The sequence below is a fragment of the Diaphorobacter sp. B2A2W2 genome, from assembly GCF_056730635.1.
On record NZ_JBWZOR010000001.1, the window covers coordinates 46,919 to 71,694 of the forward strand.

At 66.2% G+C, this 24,776-nt stretch carries 22 protein-coding genes and 1 tRNA gene; 9 read left to right on the plus strand and 14 right to left on the minus strand.

Going from position 1 to position 24,776, the window contains the following annotated elements:
* Window positions 1–3: 3 nt before the first annotated feature.
* From AC1PPL_RS00235 to AC1PPL_RS00285, 11 genes are all read right to left on the minus strand, one after another.
* Window positions 4–402: an SH3 domain-containing protein gene (locus AC1PPL_RS00235; RefSeq protein WP_250645006.1), complete on the minus strand. Its 399-nt coding sequence runs from the start codon at window positions 400–402 to the stop codon at window positions 4–6.
* A gap of 337 nt (window positions 403–739) precedes the next feature.
* The gene (locus AC1PPL_RS00240; RefSeq protein WP_479972363.1) at window positions 740–1,804 is read right to left on the minus strand and encodes an NAD(P)/FAD-dependent oxidoreductase; all 1,065 of its coding nucleotides are present in this window, start codon (window positions 1,802–1,804) and stop codon (window positions 740–742) included.
* Between the two features lie 24 nt (window positions 1,805–1,828).
* Window positions 1,829–2,152, minus strand: a complete 324-nt coding sequence (fdxA, locus tag AC1PPL_RS00245) for a ferredoxin FdxA (protein WP_011805054.1) — start codon at window positions 2,150–2,152, stop codon at window positions 1,829–1,831.
* 102 nt (window positions 2,153–2,254) lie between these two features.
* The gene (locus AC1PPL_RS00250; protein ID WP_479972364.1) at window positions 2,255–3,649 is read right to left on the minus strand and encodes a sulfate adenylyltransferase subunit 1; all 1,395 of its coding nucleotides are present in this window, start codon (window positions 3,647–3,649) and stop codon (window positions 2,255–2,257) included.
* Window positions 3,649–4,581: a sulfate adenylyltransferase subunit CysD gene (gene cysD, locus AC1PPL_RS00255; protein ID WP_454535562.1), complete on the minus strand. Its 933-nt coding sequence runs from the start codon at window positions 4,579–4,581 to the stop codon at window positions 3,649–3,651. The genes AC1PPL_RS00250 and cysD overlap by 1 nt, the downstream gene beginning before the upstream one ends.
* A 61-nt stretch (window positions 4,582–4,642) precedes the next feature.
* Window positions 4,643–5,284 (minus strand): phosphoadenosine phosphosulfate reductase domain-containing protein, encoded by a 642-nt coding sequence (locus tag AC1PPL_RS00260; RefSeq protein ID WP_454535563.1) that lies wholly within the window; start codon window positions 5,282–5,284, stop codon window positions 4,643–4,645.
* A complete protein-coding gene (locus AC1PPL_RS00265; protein ID WP_088886600.1) occupies window positions 5,281–5,676 on the minus strand; it encodes a DUF934 domain-containing protein in 396 nt (131 codons plus the stop codon). Before AC1PPL_RS00265 ends, AC1PPL_RS00260 begins: the two co-directional genes overlap by 4 nt.
* 25 nt (window positions 5,677–5,701) lie before the next feature.
* Window positions 5,702–7,489 (minus strand): nitrite/sulfite reductase, encoded by a 1,788-nt coding sequence (locus AC1PPL_RS00270; protein WP_015913440.1) that lies wholly within the window; start codon window positions 7,487–7,489, stop codon window positions 5,702–5,704.
* Window positions 7,490–7,642: 153 nt separating this feature from the next.
* A complete protein-coding gene (mnmC, locus tag AC1PPL_RS00275; RefSeq protein WP_479972365.1) occupies window positions 7,643–9,562 on the minus strand; it encodes a bifunctional tRNA (5-methylaminomethyl-2-thiouridine)(34)-methyltransferase MnmC2/FAD-dependent 5-carboxymethylaminomethyl-2-thiouridine(34) oxidoreductase MnmC1 in 1,920 nt (639 codons plus the stop codon).
* A 36-nt stretch (window positions 9,563–9,598) separates the two neighbouring features.
* Entirely contained in the window at window positions 9,599–10,264 is a 666-nt protein-coding gene (locus tag AC1PPL_RS00280; protein WP_011805061.1) for a trimeric intracellular cation channel family protein, read from the minus strand.
* 220 nt (window positions 10,265–10,484) lie between these two features.
* A complete protein-coding gene (locus AC1PPL_RS00285) occupies window positions 10,485–10,757 on the minus strand; it encodes an oxidative damage protection protein (protein WP_011805062.1) in 273 nt (90 codons plus the stop codon).
* 138 nt (window positions 10,758–10,895) lie between these two features.
* Between AC1PPL_RS00285 and AC1PPL_RS00290 the strand changes: the two genes are divergently transcribed.
* The 4 genes from AC1PPL_RS00290 (at window position 10,896) to AC1PPL_RS00305 (ending at window position 14,528) form a co-directional block, all read left to right on the plus strand.
* On the plus strand, window positions 10,896–11,915 hold the full coding sequence (locus AC1PPL_RS00290; RefSeq protein ID WP_015913438.1) for a sulfate ABC transporter substrate-binding protein: 1,020 nt from the start codon (window positions 10,896–10,898) through the stop codon (window positions 11,913–11,915).
* 210 nt (window positions 11,916–12,125) lie between these two features.
* Entirely contained in the window at window positions 12,126–12,815 is a 690-nt protein-coding gene (locus AC1PPL_RS00295; RefSeq protein ID WP_479972366.1) for a glutathione S-transferase family protein, read from the plus strand.
* Between the two features lie 43 nt (window positions 12,816–12,858).
* The gene (locus tag AC1PPL_RS00300; RefSeq protein ID WP_479972367.1) at window positions 12,859–14,325 is read left to right on the plus strand and encodes a cryptochrome/photolyase family protein; all 1,467 of its coding nucleotides are present in this window, start codon (window positions 12,859–12,861) and stop codon (window positions 14,323–14,325) included.
* Between the two features lie 113 nt (window positions 14,326–14,438).
* A tRNA-Ser gene (locus AC1PPL_RS00305) sits at window positions 14,439–14,528 on the plus strand.
* A gap of 405 nt (window positions 14,529–14,933) precedes the next feature.
* Here the strand turns inward: AC1PPL_RS00305 and AC1PPL_RS00310 are convergent.
* The 3 genes from AC1PPL_RS00310 to fabI all read right to left on the minus strand — a co-directional run bounded on the left by AC1PPL_RS00310 (window position 14,934) and on the right by fabI (window position 17,464).
* Window positions 14,934–15,083 (minus strand): hypothetical protein, encoded by a 150-nt coding sequence (locus AC1PPL_RS00310; protein ID WP_479972368.1) that lies wholly within the window; start codon window positions 15,081–15,083, stop codon window positions 14,934–14,936.
* 480 nt (window positions 15,084–15,563) lie between these two features.
* A complete protein-coding gene (locus AC1PPL_RS00315) occupies window positions 15,564–16,094 on the minus strand; it encodes a type I restriction endonuclease (RefSeq protein WP_479972369.1) in 531 nt (176 codons plus the stop codon).
* Between the two features lie 569 nt (window positions 16,095–16,663).
* A complete protein-coding gene (gene fabI, locus AC1PPL_RS00320) occupies window positions 16,664–17,464 on the minus strand; it encodes an enoyl-ACP reductase FabI (protein WP_312790953.1) in 801 nt (266 codons plus the stop codon).
* A gap of 89 nt (window positions 17,465–17,553) precedes the next feature.
* Here fabI and AC1PPL_RS00325 point away from each other — a divergent pair, with 89 nt between their 5' ends.
* The 5 genes from AC1PPL_RS00325 to AC1PPL_RS00345 all read left to right on the plus strand — a co-directional run bounded on the left by AC1PPL_RS00325 (window position 17,554) and on the right by AC1PPL_RS00345 (window position 24,721).
* The gene (locus AC1PPL_RS00325) at window positions 17,554–19,428 is read left to right on the plus strand and encodes an extracellular solute-binding protein (protein WP_479972370.1); all 1,875 of its coding nucleotides are present in this window, start codon (window positions 17,554–17,556) and stop codon (window positions 19,426–19,428) included.
* Between the two features lie 7 nt (window positions 19,429–19,435).
* Entirely contained in the window at window positions 19,436–20,473 is a 1,038-nt protein-coding gene (locus AC1PPL_RS00330) for a microcin C ABC transporter permease YejB (protein WP_287985808.1), read from the plus strand.
* A 3-nt stretch (window positions 20,474–20,476) separates the two neighbouring features.
* Window positions 20,477–21,574 (plus strand): ABC transporter permease, encoded by a 1,098-nt coding sequence (locus tag AC1PPL_RS00335; RefSeq protein WP_103737713.1) that lies wholly within the window; start codon window positions 20,477–20,479, stop codon window positions 21,572–21,574.
* A gap of 21 nt (window positions 21,575–21,595) precedes the next feature.
* Window positions 21,596–23,233 carry an ABC transporter ATP-binding protein gene (locus AC1PPL_RS00340; RefSeq protein ID WP_015913431.1) on the plus strand — a complete coding sequence of 546 codons (1,638 nt, stop codon included), beginning with the start codon at window positions 21,596–21,598 and terminating at the stop codon, window positions 23,231–23,233.
* A 330-nt stretch (window positions 23,234–23,563) separates the two neighbouring features.
* Window positions 23,564–24,721 carry a DUF4382 domain-containing protein gene (locus AC1PPL_RS00345; RefSeq protein WP_479972371.1) on the plus strand — a complete coding sequence of 386 codons (1,158 nt, stop codon included), beginning with the start codon at window positions 23,564–23,566 and terminating at the stop codon, window positions 24,719–24,721.
* Window positions 24,722–24,776 lie beyond the last annotated feature (55 nt).

Consider the following 24,776-nt stretch of genomic DNA (forward strand, 5'->3'; position numbering starts at 1 on the left):
ATATCACCAGCCCCAGGTCAGGCGCCGGGCCACCCAGCCCTTTTGCCCGTCTTCGCGCTGCACCCGGGCCCAGCTGCCCGACTGGCCCAGGCTGCGCACCACCTCATGCTGTTGCAGCTTGCCCACGGTTTTGTGCTGCTGGCCGGGGCCGGCGCGCAGGTTGGCGACGCGTGCCGTCACCACGCGGTGCGGCGTCTTGCTGGTCAGCGGCGCATACACCCAGCCGAGCGGCTCCTCGAAATCCCGCACTTGGAGCCAACGGCCCTTGCGCTGCTGCACCTGCAGCGGATAGCCCCGGCCCAGCTCCCACAGCGTCGCCGAGCGGGTGCTGGGTTTCTCGCGTACGTTGACCGCATTGCCCTTGATGCTGACGAACTCGCGCGCCTGCACGCCGGCGGGCATGAGCAGGGGCAGGGCCAGCGCGGCGGCGGCCAGGGCTTTGGACAGGATGCGATGCGGCAAGGGCAGTGCGAAGGGCACGGGGTGATCTCCTTGGAGTTGGAACTGAGGGATGACAACCCCCAGGTGGAGGGCCGCCCGCGTGCGAAGTTCCGGCCGTTTCAGGCGCGAACCGATGGCCGAAACGTCAATCGCTATGAAAAATAGAGCTACCAGCGCACTCTACAAGCCATTCTTAGACATTTTTCTATTTGGAAACAAGGCAGAACGCGCGCTGCAAGCTCCTGCTTCAATAGCGCCTCGCGCATTGCCGCAGGGCGCGCCGCGCCGTCGCCGCAGGTCAGCGGGCCGGGGCGACGCCCAGCCGGGCCTGCAGCCGTTCGCTGCTGGTGGTGTATTCCAGGGGCAGCTTGTGGCCCGCCTGCCGTTCGGCCTCGGCGAAGGCGGCGAGGGTGGCTTCGTGGAAGCCGCACAGGATCAGCTTGCGCTTACCGGGGTAGGTGTTGATGTCGCCGACGGCGTAGATGCCGGGGACGCTGGTGGCGAAAGTGGCCGTGTCCACGGTCAGCTGCTTGCGGTCCATCGCCAGGCCCCAGTCGGCGATGGGCCCCAGGCGGGGAGAGATGCCCAGGTAGGCCAGCAGCAGGTCCAGCGGCTGGCGCTGTGGCTGGCCTTGTGGGTCCAGCAGGGCCAGCGCCTGCAGGGTGCCGTCGGGCGCGGTCTCCACGCCCGTGATCTGGCCGATCACGACCTGGATGCGGCCCGCCTCGCGCAGTGCCTGCAGTTGCGCCAGCGGCGCGGGCGCGGCCTGGAAGGCATCGCGCCGGTGCAGTAGCAGCACCTGCGCGGCAGCGTCCACGCAGTCCAGCGCCGCCTGCACGGCCGCCTCGTCGCCGCCATGTACCACCACGCGCTTGCCGGTCGCGGCACGGGTGGCCGTAGCGGCGTCAGGGTGGTAGAGCAACTGGCCGGGTGCCAGCGCCTCTACCCCCTCGGCCTTGATGGCGCGCGGCACGAAGGCGCCCACGCCCGCGGCGATGAAGACGCTGCGTGCCAGCAGCGCGGTGCCGGCGGTGGTGGTGAGCAGAATCCGTTCGTCGGCCTGCGCGGCCAGCGTGTGGACCTGCTGGCCCAGGTGCAGCGTGGGGGCGAAAGGGGCGATCTGCCGCTGCAGCAGTTCCACGAGCCCCTGGCCCGTGCACACAGGGATGCCGGGAATGTCGTAGATGGGTTTGTCGGGATACAGCTCGGCGCACTGGCCGCCCACATGGGGCAGCGCGTCAACCAGGTGCGCCGCGATGCCCTGCAGCCCGAGCTGGAAGACCTGGAAGAGCCCCACCGGCCCGGCGCCGATCACCACGGCGTCCGCGGCCTGGGGCGTCGGGCTGCTGGGGGATGGGTGCATGCGGGCGTGGCGGGAGCGCGGGAGTCAGCGCTCCAGCTGGTCCAGCTTGCCGGGCTTGCCGTTCCAGTCGTCAGCGTCGGGCAGCGCTGCCTTGCGCTTAGTGATGCTCTTGAACTTGGGCGTCAGCTCGGCGTTGATCTTGATGAAGGCCAGCTGGTCGCTGGGCAGGTCTTCCTCGGCAAAGATGGCGTTGGCCGGGCATTCGGGGATGCACACGGCGCAGTCGATGCACTCGTCGGGGTCGATCACGAGGAAGTTGGGACCTTCGCGGAAGCAGTCCACGGGGCACACATCCACGCAATCGGTGTATTTGCACTTGATGCAGTTTTCGGTGACGACGTGAGTCATGAGTAGTTGTGTTCTGGTATGGGGTTAGCCCGCGATTTTAGGCCGACCGCCGCCTCAGCAGGCCAGCCAACCATGCCTGAGGCGCGGAAACCTTAACGTTGATCAAGCTTTTGGGGCCGGCGCGTTCACCAGCACGGCGCCCGCCGTCTTGTGGCTGGCGGTGTCGACCAGGATGAGCGAACCGAGCACGCGGCTGCGCGCGAACGGCGCCGCGGGCAGGGGTTCCTGCAGCAGCAGCTCCACATGGCCGATGGCATTGGGCTCCAGCTGGGTGGCGTCTTCCTCGGCCAGGGTGTTGATGTCCAGGCGGTGGACCACGCGGCGCACCTTGACCTTGACCCAGCGGTGGCCGTGCAGCGCCCAGTACACCCGGCCCGCCACCAACGGCTCGTCGTCCATCCACGCGACGGTGGCGGTGATCTCGCGCTGGCCGGGCCATGCGGGCACGGTGGCGGGGGTGTCGAAGTCGTCCTCGGCCGCGGCAGCGGGTGCGGGTGCGGGCGCAGCCACGATCCAGTCGCCGCGCGAGACGTCCACCTCGCGGTCGAGGGTGATGCCCGCGCTCTGGCCCGCGGCCACGCCGGTGGCGCGGCGCGCATGGTCCAGCACCTGCGTCACCTGCGCCAGCTGTCCGCTGGGGAAGATGGCGACCTGCGCACCCGGCTGCACGCGGCCCGTGCCCACCCGGCCCCAGAACACGCGGCGCCCCTGCGAAGTGTCGGACGAGGAAGAAAATTTCTCCACCCACTGCACCGGGAAGGCCAGGGGCAGGCCGGCGTCGGGCGGGGTGTTGGGCAGCCGCTCCAGGATCTGCAGCAGGCTCGGGCCCGCGTAGTCACACCAGCCGGGCTTGGCCTCTACCACGTTCCAGCCCTTTAGCGCCGACAACGGCACCACGCCCGCCACCGCGATGCCCGCGTGCCGGGCGAACTGCTCCAGCGCGGCACGGATGTGACGGTAGGCGAGCTGTGGGTCGGCCACGGCGTCGAGCTTGTTCACGGCAAACACCAGCGAATGCACACGCAGCAGGTGCACCAGCAGGCTGTGGCGGCGCGTTTGCGGCAGCAGCGTGAGTTGCGGGTTCTGCCAATCAAGTTTGGTGGCGTCCACCAGCACCACGGCGGCGTCTGCCTGGGAGGCGGCGGTGACCATGTTGCGCGTGTACTGTTCGTGGCCGGGCGCGTCGCCGATGATGAACTTGCGCGCCTCGGTGGCGAAGTAGCGGTAGGCCACGTCGATGGTGATGCCCTGCTCGCGCTCGGCACTGAGGCCGTCGGTCAGCAGCGCCAGGTCGGTCTCTCCGCCGCGCTGCACGCCGGCCAGGTGGTCCTGCAGCACGGCGCGGCTGTCCACCAGCAGGCGGCCGATCAGCGTGCTCTTGCCATCGTCCACGCTGCCGCAGGTGATGAAGCGCAGCGCGGAAATGTGATCATTTGTGCCGCTAGCGCTTTCTGGTTGTGCGCTGGAAGCTATTGAATTGATAGTGGCGGTGGTCATCAGAAATACCCGTCTTTCTTGCGCTTTTCCATCGAGGCGTCGCTGGTCTTGTCGTCCATGCGCGTGGCGCCGCGCTCGCTGACCTCGGCGGCCAGGGTCTCCATCACGATTTCGCCCGCCGTGGCGGCCGGGCTTTCCACCGGGCAGGTGCAGGTGATGTCGCCCACGGTGCGAAAGCGCACGGTGCGCGTCTGCACCGCTTCGCCGTCCTTCGGGGGCGTGAGCGGCGTGACGGGCACCAGCAGGCCGCGGCGCTCCACCACTTCGCGCGGGTGGGCGTAGTACAGCGATGGCAGGGCGACCTGCTCGCGCTCGATGTACTGCCACACGTCCAGCTCGGTCCAGTTGCTGATGGGGAACACGCGGAAATGCTCGCCGGGGGCCAGGCGCGTGTTGAACAGCGTCCACAGCTCGGGGCGCTGCGCCTTGGGCTGCCATTGGCCGAAGCTGTCGCGGTGGCTGAAGATGCGCTCCTTGGCGCGCGCCTTCTCCTCGTCCCGGCGCGCACCGCCGATCAAGGCGTCGAAACGGAACTCCTCAATCGCTTCGAGCAGCGTGACGGACTGGTGCACGTTGCGCGATTCGCCGGGGTGGGCCAGGCGCACGGTGCCGCGCGCCATCGAGTCCTCGACGCTGCGCACGATGAGTTCGGCGCCCAGTTCCTTCGCGCGCAAGTCGCGGAAGTCGGTCACCTCGGGGAAGTTGTGGCCCGTGTCGATCATCAGCAGCGGGTAGGGAATGCGGCCCGCGCCGAAGGCCTTCTCGGCGCACTTGAGCATGACCAGCGAGTCCTTGCCGCCCGAGAACAGCAGGGCGGGGCGCTCGAAGGCCGCAGCCACCTCGCGCAGGATGAAGATGGTTTCTTCTTCCAGCGCGTCCAGGTGGCGGTTGCTGAGCTGGTTGAGCACTTGGGAGTCAACACGGGCGTTCATTCGATGTTCCAGTCAAATCTGGCTCCAGCGCTTGTGGGGCAAGCGCAGGCAGCTATCGTTTTTAGTGGGCCAGGTGCAGGCCGCATTCGCGGTTGTCTTCGCCCTTGGTGGGGTCCACGTAGTCAAAGTTGTTGGGCAGGCCGTGCTGCTGGCAGTACTCGTGCAGCTGTTTGGACGACCAGTGCAATAGCGGCGCGACCTTGATCAGGCCGTCGGGGTTGATGCTCACGGGCTCCATCTGCGCGCGCACGGCGGTGTCGGTCGCGCGCAGCGCGGTGAACCACACCCGCGGTGCCGTTTCGCGCAGGGCGCGGGCGAAGGGTTCGAGCTTCACCTCTTCGGTGAACGCGGCGTGGCGCGGGTCGTCCAGTGCGGGTGTGGGGCCTTCGATGGCCTCGCGGTGGGCGCGGGAGCGGCGCGGCAAGTAGATCTTCAGGTTGAGCCCCAGCTGCTTCGTCACCGCGTCGGCAAAGCGGTAGGTGGCCTCGGTGTTGTAGCCGTTGTCCATCCAGACCACGGGCACGCCCGGCTGCACGCGGGTGACCAGGTGCAGGATCACGGCCTCGAACGGGCGGAAGTTGGTGGTGACGATGGGCGTCTGGCCCAGGCCCAGCGCCCAGGCCACCAGGGCGGCGGCATCGTGGCCGTGCTCGGCGTTGACGCGGGCGAGTTCGGCGGCGTTGACCGCCGTGGCGGTGCTCATGCGGCCTCCCGGGCGAACAGCGGGCGCGGCTCCAGCACGTCGCCCTGGTAGAAGGCGGCATAGCGCGCGAACTGGCGTTCGGCCGCGGCCGGGTCCACGCCGGGCGCCAGCACCGCGCTGCTGAAGCCGCTGCGGTGCATGTGCACCAGTTGGTCGATCAGCACGTCGCCCGTGGCGCGGATATCGCCCGCAAAGCGGTAGCGGCGGCGCAGCAGCAGGGCCTGACTGTAGGCGCGGCCGTCGGTGAACTTGGGGAACTGCAGCTCGATGCGCTGCACGCCCTCCAGCGCGCCTTCGGCGGCCAGCGCGGCCAGGTCGGCGTCGTTGGTGATCTGTAGGGTTTTGAGGTCGTCAGCGCCCAGGGATAAAGCGCCAGCAGCTATGATTTTCATAGTGTTCAAGGTCTTTTGAGTGGGGTCAGGCCACGGCCTCTTCGGCCGCCTTGGGGTGGCGCGCACCATTGGCGGCGGCCTTGAAGGGGTCCTGGCCCACGCGGCGCAGGGTGTCGATGAACAGCTCGTTGCCCTTGCGCAGCGCGCGGTAGGTGTCCAGCAGCGCTTCGATCACGTCGGGCACTTCGGCGGCCGAGAACGACGGGCCGACCACCTTGCCGCCGATGGCGGGGCCGGACAGCTGCGTGCCGTCGGAGCCGCCCAGCGTGATCTGGTACCACTCCTTGCCGTCCTTGTCCACGCCCAGGATGCCGATGTGGCCGCTGTGGTGGTGGCCGCAGCTGTTGATGCAGCCGCTCATGTGCAGGTCGATGGGGCCGATGTCGAACAGTTCGTCCAAATCCTGGTAGCGCTCGGTGATCGCCGCGGCGATGGGCAGTGAACGCGCGTTGGCCAGTGAGCAGAAGTCGCCGCCCGGGCAGGCGATCATGTCCGTCAGCAGGCCGATGTTGGGCTGCGCCAGGCCCAGCTTGCGCGCGGCCTCGTACAGCGCGGGCAGGTCGGCTTCGTGCACCCAGGGCAGCAGCAGGTTCTGCTCGTGCGTCAGGCGCGCCTCGCCGGCGCTGAACTGGTCGGCCAGCTGGGCCAGGGCGTCCAGCGTGTCGCCGTCGGCATCGCCGGGCGCAAAGCCCACGCGCTTGAACGACAGTGTCACCGCCTTCAGGCCGGCCATGCGGTGGCCGCGCACGTTCTGCTGCAGCCAGCGCTGGTACAGCTGGCCGGAGGTGTTCACGCCGTGCGGCCGGCCGGCGGGCCGCAGTGGTGGCACGACGAAATGGCCGGTCACGCGGTCCAGCTCGGCCTGGGTGATGGTGTGGGGGGCGCCGTCCTGCTCCAGGATGGCGCGGTATTCGGCCTCCACCGCGTCGATGAACTGCTGGCCTTCGCTCTTGACCAGGATCTTGATGCGCGCCTTCCACTTGTTGTCGCGGCGGCCGTAGCTGTTGTACACGCGCACGATGGCTTCGATGTAGTTCAGCAGCTGGTCCCACGGCAGAAATTCACGCACCACGGTGCCGATGACGGGCGTGCGCCCCATGCCGCCGCCCACCTTGACGGCAAAGCCCACCTCGCCAGCCGCGTTCTTCAGCGCTTGCAGGCCGATGTCATACCAGCCGGTGGCGGCACGGTCTTCCGCGGCGCCGTTGAAGGCGATCTTGAACTTGCGCGGCAGGTAGGTGAATTCGGGGTGCAGCGAGCTCCACTGGCGCGTGATCTCGGCGAACGGCCGGGTGTCCACGATCTCGTCCTCGGCGATGCCGGCGTAGGCCTCGCAGGTGATGTTGCGGATGTCGTTGCCGCTGGTCTGGATGCCGTGCATGTGCACGCTGGCCAGCAGGTCCATCACGTCGGCCGCCCGGGTGATGGGAATCCAGTTGAACTGCACGTTGGTGCGCGTGGTGAAGTGGCCGTAGCCGTAGCGCAGCGGGGGCGCGGCCAGTGTCAGGCCCGGCTGGGCGGCCTGCAGCTGGTCCTGCGTGGCCTGGGCATGGGCCAGCAGCTCGGGCGTGGGGCGGTCGTATTCGCGGGCGATGTGGGCCAGCATGCGCAGCTGAGCGCTGTTGATGTCGCCATAGGGCACGGCGATGCGGGCCATGGGCGCGTAGCGCTGGATGTACCAGCCGTTTTGCAGGCGCAGGGGCAGCAGTTGCTCGTCGGTCAACTCGCCGCGCTGCCAGCGTTCGAGCTGATCGCGGAATTGCTGGGCGCGCAGGTGGACGAACTGGCGGTCGAATTCGGTGTACTGGTACATGGCAGGGCCGTGGGCGTTTCAACACAGGTGCCGCCGGGCCCCGAATGGCGCCCGCAGCATCGATGGGCGCACTTTAAAAGTCTGTCTTATAAAGACAAACTATTTTTTAATGCTTCATATATTCCGTTATTTGTATATGAAATGCGTGTCGGCTCACTGTGGCTCATACCCTAGCCAGCGCTCGCTGCTCAACGCGCGCGCCAGAGGGGCGTCCAGCGGCAGGGGCTCACTGTGCAGCCGCGCGGCGATCAGTTCGCCGCACAGCAATGACAGCGTGAGCCCGCGCGCGCCCATGGCAGTGCACAGCCACAGGCCGGGTTGGCGCACCGAGTCCACCGGCCCCACGATGGGGCGGCGGTCCAGCGCGCCGCAGCGCACGGCCGCCCAGGTGCGCACGGGGCCGTCCGGCGCGGTGGCAGCCTGGGTGAAGGCGGCGTCCATGGCAGCGCCCAGGGGGGGCAGCAGCGCGTGCAGTTTGGCCTGATTGGTGGCCAAGCCCTTGGCGTGGTCGTCAGGGCTGGGGGGCAGGGCGGTCTTCAGGCGCTCGAACGTGGAGCCCAGCACCCAGCCTGCGCCGTCCTGCAGCGGCACACGGGGCACCAGGTTGCCGTTGCCATTGAGCGGCTGGGGCGGCCAGGGGGCGCCCGCGGGGGCCTGGGCATGCAGGCCCCAGGCCAACTGGCCGCGCAACGGGTTCATGGGCCAATGCGCGTGCGTGAGCGGGCCGGTGTGGTGCCCGGCGCAGACCACGGCAAGTTCCGCCTCGGCCAGGACGCGCCCTTCGGCGTCCAGTGCCTGCCAGAGGGGCTGGCCGTCGACGGTGGTGCGGCGCAACTCCGCCACCGCCGCGCTGCCGTGCCAGCGGATGGCCGGGTCGTTCAGCAGGTGGGCGATGAGCTGGGGCGGGCGCACCCAGCCTGCGTGCTCGTGCCAGCAGGCCACCGTGCCTGCCGATAAGCCGTTGGCCTGCAGTTGTGCGGGTGTTGCGGGGCGACTCCAGTCCAGGCCAGGCCCGTCGCTCCAGGCCAATCCGGTGGTGCCGTCTACACGGTGCTCCAGCGTGCCGCACGCGCTCCAGTCGGTGCCGCGCGTCTCGGCTGGAAGCTGCGCCAGCGTATTCAGCGTGGTGCGTACCCCCGCGCGCGACAGGCGCGAGATCAGGTTGTCGTCCTGCGAGACATTGGGCGCGAACACCCCCGCCGGCAGGCCGGATGCACCGGCGGCAGGGTGATCGGCCCGGTCCAGCACCTGGACCTGCCAGCCACGGTGCGCCAGGCTGGCCGCCACGGCGGCGCCCGCCAGTCCTGCGCCCACCACCAGGCAGCGGGCCGGGGCGGCCACCGTGGCGTCTGGCAGCACGGGCTGGCCGGCGCGTGGCTCCCAGCGGGGCGCGTAGGTGGCCTGCAGGTTGTCGCGCTTGGGGCGGACACCCGGCACCTTCTGCACCTCAAAGCCGCACTGCACCAGCCCGTCCCGCACGCCGCGCGCCACCGTCCACGTCGCCAGGCGGGTGCCGCGGCGGCAGCAGCGCGCCACGGCCTTGAGGGTGTGGATGTCCCACATTTGCGGGTTGTGCTGGGGGTCGAAGCCGTCCAGGTACACCGAATCCGCCGTGGGCTGCTGCTGCCTCAGCAGGGCTTGCGCGTCACCGATGTACAGCGTGAGCAGCACCTGCCCGCCGTCGAAGGAGAGCCGGTGCACGCCCGGCAGCAAGCCCCAGTACTGCGCCGCCAACTGCTGGGCCAGCGATTGCAGTGTGGAATCGATGGGCGTGGCGCGCAGCAGATCGGCCGCGCTCACGGGCCAGGCCTCGCAGGAAACGAAGTGCAGCCGCTGTGGCCGGTGGGGGTCGGCGCGCCACGCGGCCCAGGTCACGAGGAAATTCAGGCCCAGGCCGAAGCCGGTTTCCAGCACCCGCCACTGCGGCTGGTTCTGCCAGGCCTGGGGCAGGCCGCAGCCGGCGAGAAATGTGCCGCGGGCTTGTTCCAGGCCGCCGTGCTCGCTGTGGTACCGGTCTGAGAAGCGCGGGCTGTAGGGCGTGCCGTCTTCCAGCCATTCAATCGGTTCGGACATGGTGTCGGGAGGCGCGAAAAGATTACAGAAACAGTGTCATTCCCAGCGCTGCTGGTACGAGAACACCGGCAGGCGCCAGTGGTAGTGCAGTGCCAGCAGCCGCAGCGCCAGGCCGGCGGCGAAACACACCAAAGTGCTGAGGTTGTTTTCCACTTCCATCGTGCGCAGTCCCAGAAACAGCAGGCACACGGCCAGGGACACGCTGGCGTACAGCTCGCGCCGAAAGACCACGGGCACCTGGTTGCACAGCACGTCGCGCAGGATGCCGCCGCTGATGCCCGTGAGCATGCCGGACATCACCACCACCACGGGCGGGTAGCCCAGTTCCAGGGCCACATTGCATCCGATCAGCGAGAACGCGATCAGTCCCATGGCGTCCAGCAGCAGGAACACGCGCTTGATCCGGTGCAGGTAGCGCGCGACCACCGTCGTCAGCAGGCCTGCGGAAATCACCAGGTACACGTATTCCGGGTGCTGCGTCCAGCCGATCGGGTAGTGGCCCAGCACCATGTCACGGATGGTGCCGCCGCCCAGCGCGGTCACAAAGGCGATCACGCTGACACCGAAGATGTCCATGTTGCGCCGGCCTGCGGCCAGCGCGCCAGACATGGCCTCGGCCGTGATGGCCACAAGGTAGATCACCAGCAGGGTGGTGAACTGTGAGAACTGGAACGAGTCCAGCAATGACACCGACGGCAACATGAATATCTCCTCAGGGAGCCGGGCCTGGGCCGCCTGCCAGGCGCCGTGGGCTACAACGGCAACGCCCCCGCCACAGTGATGCGACGGGGGCGACTGCAAAGAGGCGCTGCTTCAGCGCAGCGCTGCGTTATGCGCCGGGCGGGACGCAGCCAGCCTCAGCGTCTGCGCCGCGCCAAAAAAGTGGCTTTAGCGAAACCGCTTCTTGCAGCGCTGCACTGCGTTACGCGCTGGGCGGCACATAACCCGCCGCAGCGTCTGCGCCGCTGCCGAAGAAGTGGTTTTCCATCTGGCGGGCGAGGTATTGACGGGCGCGCGCGTCGGCCAGGTTCAGGCGGTTCTCGTTGACCAGCATGGTCTGGTGCTTGATCCAGTCGGCCCAGGCTTGCTTGCTCACGTTGTCATAGATGCGTTTGCCCAGATCGCCGGGGTAGGGCGCAAAGTCGAGGCCTTCGGCTTCCTTGCCGAGCTTGATGCAGTGGACGGTACGTGCCATGGAGCGATTCCTTGCTGAAACTTCAGACGTCAATGGAATAACGAACTGAAATCTTATTGGTTTGGATTTTGAAGGGCGACTTCCAGAATGCCTTGCATCGGTGAACCGCACCGACGCACCCTGCAACGAAAGCCCTTCATGAACAATCGCCGCGACTTTATCAAGTTTCCCCTGGCCACCGCCCTGACGGCGGTCATGTCCCTGACGTCTTTGCCGTCGTTCGCGCAGCCCGCCCAGTTCCTCAACGTGTCCTACGACCCCACGCGTGAACTCTATGTGGCCTACAACCAGGCCTTCGCACGCCACTGGAAGGCCAAGACGGGGCAGGAAGTGCAGTTCAAACAGTCGCACGGCGGCTCGGGCAAGCAGGCGCGTTCGATCATCGATGGCATCGACGCCGACGTGGCTACGCTGGCCCTGGGCGGAGACGTGGATGCGCTGGCCCAGCACGGCCTGCTGGCGCCCGCTTGGCAAAAGCGCCTCCCGCACAACTCGGCGCCCTATACCTCCACCATCGTGTTCTTGGTGAAGAAGGGCAACCCCAAGGGCGTGAAGGACTGGGATGACTTGGTCAAGCCCGGCGTGCAAGTCATCACACCCAACCCCAAGACCAGCGGCGGGGCCCGTTGGAACTATCTTGCCGCCTGGGAGTTCGCCAAGCGCAAGTACGGCAGCGACACTCAAGCCAAGGATTTCGTGTCCAAGCTCTACAAGAACGTGCCGGTGCTCGACACGGGTGCGCGCGGCTCGACCATCACCTTCGTGCAGCGCGGTGTGGGCGACGTGCTGCTGGCCTGGGAGAACGAGGCGTTTCTTGCGCTCAAGGAGTTCGGCAAGGACAAGTTCGAGATCGTCGTGCCATCGCTGTCCATCCTGGCCGAACCCACGGTGGCGGTGGTAGACAAGGTGGTGGACAAGAAGGGCACGCGCGCGCTGGCGGAGGAGTACCTTGCCTACCTCTATTCCGACGAGGGGCAGGACATCGCTGGAAAGAACTTCTACCGTCCAACCAGCGAGAAGGCCAAGGCCCAGTACGACAAGCAATTCCCCAAGCTCACACTGGCCACCATCGACCAGGCTTTCGGTGGCTGGGCCAAGGCCAATCGGGAGCATTTTGCGGACGGCGCACTGTTTGACCAGATCTACAGCCGGCGTTGATCCGTCTTTGGATGAAAATCGGCGCTAAGCGTTGATGAGTAAGCGCTATAAGCTATCAAAAATATAGTTTGCAAAGCGCCCCGCGCTCCTTTGGCGAAGTGAGGGACGTGGGTCCGGGCCTCGGCGCGAGGGACAGCACACCCATGGCGGGGCACGCCGTGCCGCGGCAGGCGCCAACCCTTCGCGCGCGACTGCACTACCATGCCGCCCATGCTGACCGTTCACCACCTGGAAACCTCGCGCTCCCAGCGCATTCTGTGGCTGCTGGAAGAACTGGGCGTGCCCTACGATATCCGCCGTTACTCGCGTGACCCCGCGACCAAGCTGGCGCCCCCAGAGCTCAAGCGGGTGCACCCGCTGGGCAAGTCGCCCGTCATCACCGAAGGCGACATGGTGGTGGCCGAATCTGGCGCCATCATCGAGTATCTGGCCGAGCGCTACGGCGCACAGGCGCCGGCGGATCTGGCCCATCTGGAACCCGCGCGCGGCACGGGAGAACAGCGCCAGTGCAGGTTCTGGATGCACTACGCCGAGGGGTCCCTGATGAATTGGCTGGTGATGAAGCTGGTGTTTGACACCATTGCGCGCCAGCCCATGCCGTTTTTTGTGCGCCCCATCGCGCGCACCCTGTGCGCCAAAGTGCAGCAAAGACTCATCGGCCCGAATGTGCAAACCGCGCTGGCTTTCATGGACGCGCACCTGGCACAGCACGACTGGTTCGCCGGGGGCTACCTGACCATGGCCGATTTTCAGATGAGCTTTGCCGTGGAGGCGGCCCTCGCGCGCGGGGGCGACGAAACGGCCTGGCCGCACCTGGTGGCCTACCGCCAGCGTATGCGGGCGCGTCCGGCCTACCAGCGGGCGCTGGAGCAGGGCGGCCCCGTGGTGATGCAGGCCTGAGGGGCACTGCCGCGCCGTCAGCCAGACCAGTCCTTCCCGTCCCATGCCAGCCAGCGCCCTTGTGTGGCTGCGGCGCGATCTGCGCTGCCATGACCACGCCGCCCTGTACCACGCACTGCGCCGTTTCGAACGCGTGTACTGCGTCTTCGTCTTTGACACCGACATCCTCGATGCGCTGCCGACCCGGTGCGACCGGCGGGTGGAGTTCATTCACGCCAGCGTGTGCGCATTGGATGAGGACCTGCGCGCGCTGGCGGCGCGTAGTGGCGCCCCCGGCGGCGGCCTGATCGTGCGCCACGGTACGGCGGTGCAGTGCATCGTGCAATTGGCCCGCAGCCTGGGCGTGCGCGAAGTGCTGGCCAATCGCGACTACGAACCTGCAGCCCTGGCCCGCGACCGACGGGTGGCAGACGGCCTGGCGGCGTGTGGCATCGCGTTCAGCGACTACAAGGACCAGGTGCTGCTGGAGCAGGGCGAGGTGCTGAACCAGCAGGGCCAGCCCTACAGCGTCTTCACGCCATACAAACGCACTTGGCTGCAGAAGCTGGATGCCTTCCAGACCAAGCCTTATCCCGTGGAGCGCCACGCACATCACCTGGCCGTGCCCCCGGCGGGGGAGCGGCTGCCCACGCTGGCGGATCTGGGCTTCGTGGCCACCAACCTGGCTGATTTGCAGCTGCCTGTGGGCTCGCGCGGCGCGCAGCAGTTGCTGCAGGATTTTCTGCCGCGCATGGCGGCTTACAAGCTGGCGCGCGACTTTCCTGGGCGTAAAGGCGTGTCCTACCTGTCGGTGCATCTGCGCTTTGGCACCGTGTCCATCCGCCAGCTGGCCTCACTGGCCGCGCGACAGGCCGCGCAAGGCTGCGAAGGCGCGCAGACCTGGCTGTCCGAACTGGCGTGGCGCGACTTCTATTTCATGATTCTGTGGCACCACCCGCACGTGGTCACCCAGGCATTCCGCCCCGAGTACGACCGGGTCCAGTGGGATGACGCGCCTGAGTACTGGCAGGCATGGTGCGCAGCGCGCACTGGCTATCCGTTGGTCGACGCCGCCATGCGCCAACTGCTGCAGACGGGCTACATGCACAACCGGCTGCGCATGGTGGTGGCGAGCTTCTTGACCAAGGATTTGGGTATCGATTGGCGCCGTGGCGAGCGCTTCTTTGCCCAGCACCTGAACGACTACGACCTGGCTGCCAACAATGGCGGCTGGCAATGGGCGGCGTCAACCGGCTGCGACGCTCAGCCCTGGTTTCGCATCTTCAACCCGGTGGCGCAGTCGCAGAAGTTTGACCCCGATGGCAGGTTCATCCGCCGCTATCTCCCGGAGCTGGCGTGTGTTCCTGATAAGCACCTCCACTTCCCTGCAAGCATGAAGCCGCTGGAATTGCAGGCCTGTGGACTGCGTTTAGGCATCGACTATCCACTGCCGGTAGTGGACCACGCCAGAGCACGGGAGCGTACCCTGATGCGGTTCCATTTCTTAGGTCGCCCGCGAGAGGCATCCTGAAAGGCGGGGAACCCGGATGTTTCATCTTGGGACCCGTGAGGAAGCATGTTTTTTCAAGGGAACAGTCAGATCTTTGAAAAAGTGTCTGTGCAGCATCTATAATGGAGGGCTTCGGAGAGGTGGATGAGCGGTTTAAGTCGCACGCCTGGAAAGCGTGTGTGGGCTAATCCCCACCGCGGGTTCGAATCCCGCCCTCTCCGCCATATTCAACATCGGCCCCTTGTGGGCCGTTGTTTTTTAAGGGTTTTTTGCGAATCAGGCACTTGCGGTAGGTCGTCATGGGAACAAAGCTGGGAACAACCGGCACAAGTACACCTCACGACAGCGACATGGCCTACCCGCCTGGAATGGAGCTACATGGCTCCAAATGGCGCATCAAGAAGCGGGTTCCGCAAGACCTGCTGCGCAAGCACCCTGACCTCTACCCCTCCCAGTTTCTGACGCTCAAGACCGACGAGAGCGACCGCCGTGCTGCGGCTTCAAAAGCCTGGGTTTGGCTGGGAACACTGGAAGAAGAGTTCCTCCGGGTTCGGGAGACCGGCTCCAAGTTCAAGCGCGTATTGCCCCAAGGAGCGGCTGAAGAGATCATTCATGCGGCCATCCATAGCTCACTCAGCGCGGATGAAGAAAGCCGCCTGGATGGACTGGACGACTTCATGTTCAAGCGCCTTGGTTTGTCCATTGCAGAGCGTCGAGAGCGGGAGCGGCGTGTCATCGCTCGGGGGCAGATCGACGCTGAGGCCGAGGACATGGTCCATGATTGGCTCCAGGCCTTCGGGTATGACCTGGATCGGTCATCCACTGAGTTCAAGCAGTTCGCCGTCGAGTTCTTCAGGCGGACTCAGCGGGCAACTCAAACAATGCATTCACGGTCGGAGGGGGAATGGGTCGAAACACCCCCTGCATTGCCAGCCATCACACCAAAGCCCGAGGTTCCGAAACTGTCGCGGGTGATTGAGTACTTCATTTCCAAGCAGGACTCCTCAGTCCCGATGTTCAAGAAGTACCGCCCTGCTCTTGACCTCTTCTTGGAGTTCATGGGAGACCGCCCCGTCGATCAGATCAGGCAGATGGACATCGAGAACTACTTCGACCTCTTGTGCAAGCTGCCGCCACGCTGGTTTGACGAGAAGCGAATTCGGAAGGCCACCGCCATTGAGCTGGCGGCAATGGAGTGGGACAAGTGCATCTCTTACAAGACCTTCAAGGACGGCTACCTTGCGGCATTTCGACCGTTCCTAAGCGCCTCCATCCGCACGTTCCGTGACCAGGGTTTCCCTGCCGCACTTACCGTGGAAGGCATCAAGTACACGGGTGAGCGTACCCACACGGGTCTGGGAGCCATTGGAGAGGATGATGAATGCGTTGGGGTGGAAAAGTTGCGGGACGCTCTGGCCCTTGTAGTCCTTCAGGTTGTCGTCATAGGCAGACTTCAGGGGGACGTGTGGCCCCTTCAGCTCGATGAAGACCAGCGGAATACCGTTGACGAAGCCCACAAGGTCACATCGGCGCTTGTACATCTCCCCCGAGACCCACATCTGCTGTGTGAGGAAACCTAGCGAAACGCTGCATTTGCATTCCGGTTCTACGTGAGTAGCTACGGCGTCCGAAGTGCTCTTGTATCCAAGGGCTTTGCAGACATCCGTAGCAACAAACCAAGGCTCCCCACGATGGTGGATCATTCGGATTGCCCCGAACATCTCATGCTCAAACGTGGCGGGGACGAATACAGCGGCTTTTGCAGGTTGCCCTGTTTGTGTCTTATTCATGATGTGTGGCTTTCTTTGGTTGAAACCCTCCAGCCGAGTCCACTCCGCAATGCGGCCCAAGACAGGACACACATGAGAAACCTTTACCGAATTGCGGCAAGGCGGGAGGGCTTCAGCCAAAGAAGGGTCTTGGTTGAAAATTGGCCGTGGATGGCCGTGTCACCCCCTGAATCAAGGGGATGGATGGGTCAGTGAATGACCATGTTGGAGGTGCTATCGGGAGCAGGTTGAAGAGCCAATTCAGTCCTGTCTTCCGTGACCACTGCCGTGGTTCCTGGAAGTTCATCGGAAGCTGACTTCAGCGTTCCTGACACAAGGTCTCGATCTCGCAAAGAGTGGTCTGCATCGCAAATCGAGCGAAAAGCTGGTGGCACGCTACCGATTCTGAGATCGTGGCCCTGGGCATGCCGCAGAAGTCCCGGCGCGCCGACGAAGGCGCGATCATGGGCAACCCGCGGTCCTGAAAAGGCCGCGCGCAGTGACCGAAACGAACAACGGGCCTTGCAGGCCCGTTGGTTCTTCAAGCAAGGGCGGTGTGGCGCCCCCACCCCGCAGTCATCGCCGCAGGCTTATACCTGGTCTGCCGAGAGCCCGGCGGTTTGGCTGAAGCCACCGTCCACATAGGTGATCTCGGCGGTCACGCCGCTGGCCAGGTCGGACAGCAGGAACGCGGCCACGTTGCCCACGTCTTCGATCGTCACGTTGCGGCGCAGCGGGGCGGCGTCAGCCACGCGGCCCAGCAGCTTGCCGAAGTCCTTGATGCCGCTGGCGGCCAGGGTCTTGATGGGGCCCGCGCTGATGCCGTTGGCACGGATGCAGCGGCCGTCTTCAGTGCGGCCCACCGCTTCTGCCAGGTAGCGCACGCTGGCTTCCAGGCTCGCCTTGGCCAGGCCCATGGTGTTGTAGTTGGGGATGGAGCGCAGGGCGCCCAGGTAGGACAGCGTCAGCAGCGCCGATTTGTCGTTCAGATAGGGCAGGGCTGCCTTGGCCATGGCCGGGAAGCTGTAGGCACTGATGTCGTGGGCCACCTTGAAGGCTTCGCGAGAGAGGCCTTCCAGGAAGTTGCCGGCGATGGCCTCGCGCGGAGCAAAGCCGATGGAGTGCACGAAGCCATCGAACTTGCCCCAGGCGGCGCCGATGTCGGCGAACAATTTGTCGATCTGCGCGTCGTCGGCCACGTCGCAGTCAAAGACCAGCTTGGAGTCGAATTCGGCGGCGAACTCGGTGATGCGGTCCTTGAAGCGCTCGCCCACGTAGCTGAAGGCCAGTTCCGCGCCTTGTTGGTGGCAGGCCCTGGCGATGCCGTACGCGATCGAGCGATTGGACAGCACGCCCGTGATGAGCAGCTTCTTGCCGGCGAGAAAACCCATTGTTGTTCTCCTGAAATGCGATGTGCGAAGGGAAATGGCAAGCGTGGCGCGGGGGCTTGCGGGCCGCTTGCGTGGTGCAGAATTGTCGCATGCGGTTCTGGCGTATCTGTTTATTGATCGGTTGGCTGGGAGGGAGCAGCGTGGCGGGCGGGGCGGCCTGGGCCGCGCATGCCTACGCGATGTGGGGGGCGCCCGCGCTGGCGACCGACTTCGCGCACTTCCCCTACGTCAACCCACAGGCGCCCAAGGGCGGCGAGCTGCGCCTGGTGAGCAATCTGCGCACCTCCACCTTCGACAAGTACAACCCATTCACGATCCGCGGCAACGCACCGGCCTACCTGTCGGCGCTGATGTTCGACTCGCTGCTCACCGGATCGCTGGACGAAACGGCCACCGGCTATGGACTGCTGGCCGAGGATGTGGCGGTGGCGCCGGATGGCCTGTCAGCCACCTTCAGGCTGCGGCCCGAGGCGCGCTTTCACAACGGCAAGCCGGTGCTGGCCCAGGATGTAAAGCACAGTTTCGACACCCTGATGGGCCCTTACACCTCACCGGGCTACAAAACGCTCCTGATCGAGGTGGCCGGTGTGGATGTGCTGGACGACCGCACCGTGCGCTACCGCTTCAAGGCGCCCAACCGCGAACTGCCGCTCACCGTCGGGGGGCTACCCGTGTTCAGCCGCGACTGGGGGCTGGACACCGACGGCAAGCCCAAGCCGTTCGACCAGGTGGTGATGGACATCCCCATCGGCAGCGGACCGTACAAGATTGGGCCTGTCAACTTCGGCAAGGACATCACCTATGTGCGCGACCCCCAGTATTGGGCGCGCGACCTGCCCGTGCGCAAGGGGACGGCCAACTTTGACCGTGTGCTGGTCAAGATCTACAAGGACAACACCGCGCGGCTGGAGGCGCTGAAGGCCGGCGAGTTCGATCTGATGCGGTTTTTCAGTGCGGGCGACTGGGCGCGGCGGGTCAACGGCCGCAAGTTCGACACGGGTGAGTTGGTCAAGGGCGAGTTCGCCAACAAGCTGCCCTCGGGCTTTCAGAGCTACGTACTGAACACGCGCCGCCCGCTACTGCAGGACCGCCGCGTGCGAGAGGCCCTGGGGCTGGCGTTCGACTTTGAGTGGATGAGCCGCCAGCTTTTCTATGGTGCCTATCAGCGCGTGCGCGGCATTTTCGGCAACACCATGTGCGAGACGCAGGGCATGCCCACGCCGCAGGAGCTGGCGCTGCTGGAGCCCTGGCGCAAGGATCTGCCCCCCGCGGTCTTCGGCCCCATGTTCGAGCCGCCCACCACCGACGGCGCCACCACGCTGCGCGACAACCTGCGCCGCGCACAGGCGCTGCTCCAGGAGGCAGGCTGGCAGGTGCAGGATGGCGTGCTGCGCAACGCCAGCGGCCAGGCCATGGTGCTGGAATACATGGACAGCAGCGAAGGCGGCGTGCGCACGTTGTCCTCGTGGATGCGCAACCTGCAGAAGCTCGGCATCACCCTCAAGTTCCGCTCGGTGGATTTCGCGCTGTACCAGCAGCGTCTGCAGAAGTTCGACTTCGACATCACCACCATTGCCTACCAGGGCACCAACAACCCGGGGCAGGAGTTTGCCGACCTGTTCGGCAGCGCGGCGGCAGACCAGGAAGACTCGGGCAATTTCCCCGGCGTAAAGAGCCCGGCCGTGGACGCAATGATCCGTGCCATGGTGTCCGCCAAGACGCAGGAACAGATGTTGCCCGCGTGCCATGCGCTGGACCGCATCATTGCGCATGGCCACTACCTCATTCCGCAGTGGTCCGCGGGCACCCATCGCATGGTCTACAACGCTTGGCGCCTGGACCGGCCCGAAGTGGTGCCGCCGTATTCGACCGGAGAGATGTGGGCGGTGGATACGTGGTGGGCCCGTTCACCTGCGTTGACCGCCGAGACCGCGCCCAAGGCCGCGACGCCGCGCAAGGACTGAAACCGCCATGTTCGCCTACATCCTCAAGCGCATCCTGCTCATGCTGCCTACGCTGTTGGGCGTGTTGCTGTTGACCTTTGTCGTGATCCAGTTCGTGCCGGGCGGGCCGGTGGAGCAGTATCTGGCCGAGGCCAAGGCCGGCGCTGCCGGCATGGGCGGGGGCGGCGAGGGTGGCGGCATGGCCTATCGCGGCGCGCAGGGCGTGGATCCCAAGCGGCTGGAGCAGATCAAGCAGCTCTATGGCTTTGACAAGCCGGCGCACGAGCGCTTCTTCCAGATGCTGGGCCAGTTCGCGCGCTTCGACCTGGGGCGCAGCTTCTTTCAGAACAAGGAGGTGTGGCAACTCGTGAAGGAGAAGCTGCCCGTGTCCGTCAGCCTGGGGTTGTGGACCTTCTTCATCAGCTACCTCGTGGCGGTGCCGCTGGGCGTGGCCAAGGCGGTGCGCGCCGGCTCGCGCTTTGACTTCGTTACCACGCTCATCATCCTGGTGGGCTACGCGATTCCGGGTTTCGTACTCGGCGTGGCGCTGCTGGTGATCTTTGGTGGGCAATTGCAGTGGTTCCCGCTGCGCGGGCTGACCTCGGCCAACTGGGACGAGCTGGGCCTGTGGGCCAAGGTGACGGATTACCTGTGGCATATCGCGCTGCCCATCACGGCCATGGTGGCCGGCAGCTTTGCGGTGACGGCGATGCTGACCAAGAACGCTTTTCTGGAAGAGATCCGCAAGCAATATGTGCTCACCGCGCGTGCCAAGGGACTGACCGACCGGCAGGTGCTCTACAAGCACGTGTTTCGCAATGCGCTAATTCCCATCATCACGGGCTTCCCATCCGCCTTCATCGGCGCGTTCTTCGCGGGCTCGCTGCTCATCGAGACGCTGTTCTCGCTCGACGGCCTGGGCTTGCTGTCCTATGAGAGCGTGATCCGCCGCGACTACCCCGTGGTGCTGGGCACGCTCTACCTGTTCACGCTGATCGGGCTGGTGACCAAGCTCATCAGCGACCTGTGCTACGTGTGGGTGGATCCCCGCGTCAAGTTCGATTGAAATATGGCTCCAACGCCCGACCATCAAGCGCTAGCAGCTATTGATTCGGTAGCTAATGGGGCGCCAGCTGCGCCCGTTGCCGCCTCGGCGTCACCCAGCCGGCGCGCCTGGCAGCGCTTTCGTGCCAACCGCCTGGGGTTCTGGAGCCTGCTGGTGTTCTGCGCGCTGGTCGTGGTCAGCCTGGGGGCAGAACTGGTCAGCAACGACCGGCCCCTGGTCGTGCGCTATGAGGGTCAGACGTATTTCCCGTTGTTCAACGATTACCCCGAGACGACTTTCGGCGGTGACTTCCAGACGCCCACTGACTACCTCGACCCCTTCATTCGCGAGCGGCTGTCGCAGGGGGATAACTGGGCGCTGTACACGCTCAACCGCTACGGGCCCGACACCCTGAACTACTTCGCGAAGGAACCCAACCCCTCGGGCCCGTCGCGCGACAACTGGCTGGGCACGGACGACCGCGGGCGTGACCTGTTGGCGCAACTGATCTACGGCTTTCGCGTGAGCGTGTTGTTCGGCATTGCCCTCACCGTGGTGGGGGTGGCGCTGGGCGTGGCGGCGGGGGCGGTGCAGGGCTTCTTTGGCGGCAAGACCGACCTGGCTTTCCAGCGCTTCATCGAGATCTGGGGCTCCATGCCCGAGCTGTACCTGCTCATCATCTTCAGCGCCGTGTTCGCGCCCAGCATCGGGCTGCTGCTGGTATTGCTTTCGCTGTTTGGCTGGATGGGGCTGTCGGACTATGTGCGCGCCGAATTCCTGCGCAACCGGCAACTGGACTATGTGAAGGCCGCGCGGGCGCTGGGCGTGTCCAACGGCCAGATCATCCGCCGCCACATCCTGCCCAACAGCATGACGCCCGTGGTCACCTTTCTGCCGTTTCGCATGGGTGCGGCGATCCTGGCGCTGACGTCGCTGGACTTCCTGGGCCTGGGCGTGCCGCCCGGCACCCCCAGCCTGGGCGAGCTGCTGTCGCAGGGTAAGAACAACATCGACGCGTGGTGGATCTCCATCTTCACCTTCGGGGTGCTGGTCACCACGCTGCTGCTGCTCACCTTCATGGGCGATGCGCTGCGCGACGCGCTGGACCCCCGCAAGAACTGAGGCATCGTGAACCCTTCTGCCATGCGCGCTGCGCCCCCCCTGTCTCCATCGTCCGCGCCGCTGTTGCAGGTGCGGGATCTGCGGGTGCGCTTCGGCGCCAAGCAGGTGGTGCATGGCGTGAGCTTCGACATGGCCCCGGGCGAAAAGCTCGCGCTGGTGGGTGAATCCGGCTCGGGCAAGACAGTGACCGCGCTGGCGCTGCTGCGCCTGACGGGCGATGCGCAACTGGAGGGGAGCGCGCTGATGCACGGGCGCGACCTGCTACAACTGCCTGAGCGCGAACTGCGCGGCGTGCGCGGCGGCGATATCGCCATGGTGTTCCAGGAGCCCATGACGGCGCTGAACCCGCTGATGACGATTGGCGACCAGGTAGCCGAGGTCTTGGTGCTAAAACAGGCCCTGAGCAAGGCGCAGAGCGCGCAAGCAGCTATCGAACTGCTAGCGAGTACCGGCATCCCCGAGCCGGCGCGGCGCGCGGGCAGTTTTCCGCACCAGCTTTCGGGTGGGCAGCGCCAGCGCGCCATGATCGCCATGGCCCTGGCCAGCCGACCGAAGCTGTTGTTGGCCGACGAGCCCACCACCGCGCTGGATGTGACGCTGCGCGGCCAGATCCTGGACCTGCTGTCCGACCTGCAGCGCCAGACAGGCATGGCCGTGCTGCTCATCACGCACGACCTACTGCTGGTGCGCCGCTTTGCCGATCGCGTGGCCGTCATGGAGCAGGGCGCCGTGGTGGAGCAGGGTACCGTCGCCCAGGTGTTCGACGCACCGCAGCATGCCTACACGCGCAAGCTGATCGGCAGTACGCCGCGGCGGGACGTGGTGGAAGGCGGTGCCGACGGCGACGCCGTGCCTGCCGCGCAGGCAAGCGGCCTGCGCGTGGCCTACCCCGTGCCGGTGCCGGGCATCCGCGGCTGGTTTGCCAAAGGCGAATTCGTGGCCGTGAAGGATGCGGGCTTTCGCATTGCGCGGGCGCGCACGCTGGGGGTCGTGGGCGAATCGGGCTCGGGCAAGTCGACGCTGGCCCAGGCGCTGCTGGGCCTGCTGCCGTCGCGCGGTGACCTGCAGGTCGCCGGCCAGGCCTGGCAGCAGCCCGCCCACCGCAACACCGCGCACAACCAGCAGCTGCGCCGGCAGGTGCAGGTGGTGTTCCAGGACCCGTTCTCATCCCTGTCGCCGCGCATGACCGTGGAGGAGATCGTGGGCGAGGGCCTGCGCGTGCACATGCCTGCGCTGGACGTGGCCGAGCGCCGCACGCGCGTGGCCGCCATGCTGGCCGAGGTGGGCCTGACGGACGCGCAATTCCCCGGCCTGCTGGCGCGCTACCCGCATGAGTTCTCGGGCGGCCAGCGCCAGCGCCTGGCCATTGCGCGCGCGCTCATCGTCGAGCCGCAAGTGCTGGTGCTGGACGAGCCCACCAGCGCGCTGGACGTGACCATCCAGCAGCAGGTGCTGAGCCTGCTGCAGCGCCTGCAGAAGGAGCGGGCGCTGTCGTACCTGCTCATCACGCACGACGTGGCGGTGGTGCGCGCCATGGCGCATGAGGTCATCGTCATGAAGGACGGCGAGGTGGTGGAAAGCGGCAGCGTGCACCAGGTGCTGGATGCGCCGCGCCACGCCTACACGCAACGGCTGGTGCAGGCCGCGCAGCCGGTCTGACCTGCCCGGCGGCGGGGCGCGCAGCAGGGTGTGCGGGGCCGTGGGCGACTACCGCGTTTGGTGTAGGACACGGGCGCGATCTGCTTGCATGTCCGTTGGCCGGTAGCTCTGCTATTCATAGCGTTGAATTTCGATTTCATGTGCCTGTCCGGTGTTTTGCAGCGCACATGGCGGCTCCCGCTTTTCTGGCGATTTCATACATCAGGCAACACACCTGACACTTGGCTGCCAGGTCTAGCGGGGTGCCGCTCTCACAATGCGCCCCGGAGCGGTCAGGCTGATCTGACGGCACCTTCCTCGGCAAGAAAAACCCCGGAGGCGATGAACATCATGCGCACGAAAACCCTCTCCTGTTGCAAGTATCTGGCTGGCGCCACCGCGCTGGCTGCCCTGGTCGCCTGCGGCGGCGGTGGTGATGGCGGTGACGACACCGGCACGCTGAAGCTGGCGCTGACCGACGCCCCCAGTTGCGGCTATGACGCTGTGAACGTCACCGTGCAAAAAATACGCGTGCACCAAAGCGCTACGGCGGCGGATGACGCTTCCGGCTGGCATGAGCTCACGCTGAACCCCGCGCGCCGCGTGGACCTGCTGTCGCTCACCAACGGAGTGCTGGAGGAACTGGGCGAGCTGCCGCTGCCCACGGGCAAATACACCCAGATGCGTCTGGTGCTGGCCGGCAATGGCGGAGCGGCCCCCTTCGCCAACTCCGTGGTGCCCACGGGGTCGGGCGAAGTAGCGCTGACCACGCCCAGCGGCCAGCAAAGTGGCGTGAAGATGAACGTGAACATCGACATCGCCGCCAACCAGATGGCGGACTTCGTGCTCGACTTCGACGCCTGCAAGTCCGTGGTGACGGCCGGCGCATCGGGCCGTTACCTGCTCAAGCCCGTGGTGGCGGTGATTCCGCGCCTGGTCTCTGGTGTGCAGGGCTTCGTCGAACCCGTTGCTGGCACCACGGTGACGCTGCAGTCCCAGGGCGAGGTGGTGCGCGCCACCGTGCCGGACGCTTCGGGCCGCTACCTGCTGCGGCCGGTGGTGCCGGGCAGCTACACGCTGGTGCTGACGGCACCCGGCCGCACCACGGCCGTGGTGACCCAGGTGCCGGTGCAGTCCGAGCTGGTCACCTCCGTCGGCACGTCCACGCAGGCCGTGGCGCTGCCGGCATCGCCCGTTGCCACCGTGAACGGCACCACTTCGGTGGATGCCTGGGTGCGGGCCCTGCAGCCACTGGCAGCCGCTGGCACGGTGGAAGTGTCGGCCAAGCCCGTGGACGGCGTGACCGGCGCCTACAGCTTCACGCTGCCCACGGCCGCCCCGCTGGTGGCGCCGTATGCCGCGGCGCCCACTCCGCTGGTGTTCACGGCCGATGCCGGCGCCGCAGGGCGCTACACCATCCAGGCGCGTCTGGCGGGGCAGGCCGACAAGCAGCAGGCCCTGACGCTGGGCGCGGGAACGACCCAGACGGTGAACTTCACGTTCCCCTGACGCCCGCCACGCGTTCCTAGAATGAAGGGCGCCAGTCCGCGACTGGCGCCCTTTT